3 protein-coding genes are annotated in these 1,947 nt (G+C 46.3%); all 3 read left to right on the plus strand.

The window, feature by feature from the left end; all coding sequences use genetic code 11:
- Nucleotides 1-226: 226 nt before the first annotated feature.
- The 3 genes from F6K49_RS44500 to F6K49_RS44510 all read left to right on the plus strand — a co-directional run bounded on the left by F6K49_RS44500 (nt 227) and on the right by F6K49_RS44510 (nt 1,346).
- Complete coding sequence (locus tag F6K49_RS44500) at nt 227-379, plus strand: hypothetical protein (RefSeq protein WP_293031062.1); 153 nt, start codon at nt 227-229, stop codon at nt 377-379.
- Between the two features lie 201 nt (nt 380-580).
- On the plus strand, nt 581-877 hold the full coding sequence (locus F6K49_RS44505; protein ID WP_293031059.1) for a hypothetical protein: 297 nt from the start codon (nt 581-583) through the stop codon (nt 875-877).
- Nucleotides 825-1,346, plus strand: coding sequence for a hypothetical protein (locus F6K49_RS44510; protein ID WP_293108354.1), 522 nt, complete (start codon nt 825-827; stop codon nt 1,344-1,346). Before F6K49_RS44505 ends, F6K49_RS44510 begins: the two co-directional genes overlap by 53 nt.
- Nucleotides 1,347-1,947: the final 601 nt, after the last annotated feature.

Genomic DNA, 1,947 nt, shown 5'->3' on the forward strand with positions numbered 1-1,947 from the left:
ATCAAACGGAACCATTGTCATTGGTACCTTCTAGAATGGGTTTTCATCTAACTCAGAGGAGTCTGTATTTGACTCTTGACGTTTTGACTGAATTCCGATTCTATGTTTTTCATCGTGACAGTGGAGGCTGACTGACTGACAAAAGGCGGTCACTGTTTTGTCAAACTGTTTGTCAGATGGATGCTTGAGGGATTAAAAAAATCTGAGTGGGAGCCAGCGTTCTAAGATGCGCGATGCCACTCAAAACCATAAGAACGCTGTGAAAAAAAACTCCCGCCTCTACAATGCCCTGAATACCTGGCGTAGGTCTTGCCAGTCCCTGGGCACACAAAGCTCACCTAACGGTCTGTATATGGATGGTGGTGGCCTTGATCCATAGTGGTGAAGTTAATCTGACCCGCTGGATATCCTATCTGCCCTGCCTCCGAAAGTATGCTCACAGTAAGCACAGACGGGTTCGTCGATGGCTCAATAACCCTCGTATCAATATACATCGACTGTATAAACCATTGATCCAAGCAACGGGCGGACTGGCAACAGGAGTGTCTTTACTTGAGCTTGGATACGTCATTGTTCTGGGATGAGTATTGCCAGCTCCCTTGTGGCAGTGGTTTATCGGGGTCGTGCCTTGCCGGTGGCTTGGCGAGTGCTTCATCACAGTAGTGCGATGGTCTCATTCAAGGACTACCGAGACGTGTTGGATCAGGCAGCTCGGTGCCTACCCAAAGACGTAAAAATTGTCTTATTGGCTGATCGAGGGTTTGTCCATAAGGATTTAATTCAAGCCCTGAGTGGCGCAATGGCATTGGCATTATCGTATCCGTTTGAAAAAGGATGCTTGGATTTGGCGCACTGGCAAAGGTTGGTGTCAACTTAAACAGTTTCACTTCAAACGGGGCGAAGCACTGTGTTTTCACAACGTGGGATTGCATAAAGACCAATGGTATGGCTCGGTCCACATAGCCTTTGGGCGCAACAACATCAATGGTGAGTTTTGGGCCATCGTCAGTGATGAACCGACCACCTTACAAACATTCTATGAATACGGATTAAGATTCGATATTGAAGAGGCTTTTTTGGACGACCAGTCTAACGGCTGGAACATCCAGAAGTCTGAGATTCGCTGTGTATGTGCCCTTTCGAGACTTTGGTTCATCTTGGCATTGGCTACACTCTATGTTACGGCACAAGGCACATTGGTTGTGGAAACGGGGAAACGACGGTGGGTTGACACCCATTGGCGCACGTGGCAACAGCTATTTCCGCATCGGCTGGGATTGGGTCAAAACTGCTCTGTTAAACGGATGGCGACTGATTCGTCACGTCAGTTTCACCTCCAACCGTGATCCTGACCCTGTTATGGCATCGCGCAAACAACACGAGAAACGAATTTATAGGCTAGAGTTCAAAGTACTAACGTACCAATATGTTCCGGAATAACTTTTGTCAGTCAATCAGGGCTCAGGGTGTAGGGTTTAGGGTGTAGGGTGTAGGGTTTAGGGTGTAGGGTTTAGGGTTTAGCACGCCGCAGCGACTGTGAGCAAACTGGTTTAGTCACGATTTTTAGAGTGAGCAAGGGAGAATTACAAAGACATGGACGTGGACGAATTAGCCAAAAATATGTAGAATTTCGCTAATTACTATCTATCATCTATCGGGTGTCTCATAGTTATGAGGTACACAAGATTGTTTCCCTGTTGCCTGTTGCCTGTTGCCTGTTGCCTGTTGCCTAAAATCCAACATGTACCTCACCCAATTTAGAACTGCTATATTGCCGCCAACATTTTTTTAAAACTAGGAAAAAACTAGAAATATAAACTATTAAAACATCAGTGCAAAAGTCTAGTAGAGGTGGTTGGTTAACAACCTTGGGCGCGATCGCTGCCTTAATCACCACTAGCGGTATCATTGCCGGTAGTATCTGGGTGGCGGTTATGTTAATTATTG

The sequence above is a fragment of the Moorena sp. SIO3I6 genome, assembly GCF_010672095.1.

Bases quoted from the DNA above. Each gene is read 5' to 3' on its own strand.
- F6K49_RS44500 (WP_293031062.1), top strand. From the start codon at position 227: ATGCGCGATGCCACTCAAAACCATAAGAACGCTGTGAAAAAAAACTCC.
- F6K49_RS44505 (WP_293031059.1), top strand. From the start codon at position 581: ATGAGTATTGCCAGCTCCCTTGTGGCAGTGGTTTATCGGGGTCGTGCC.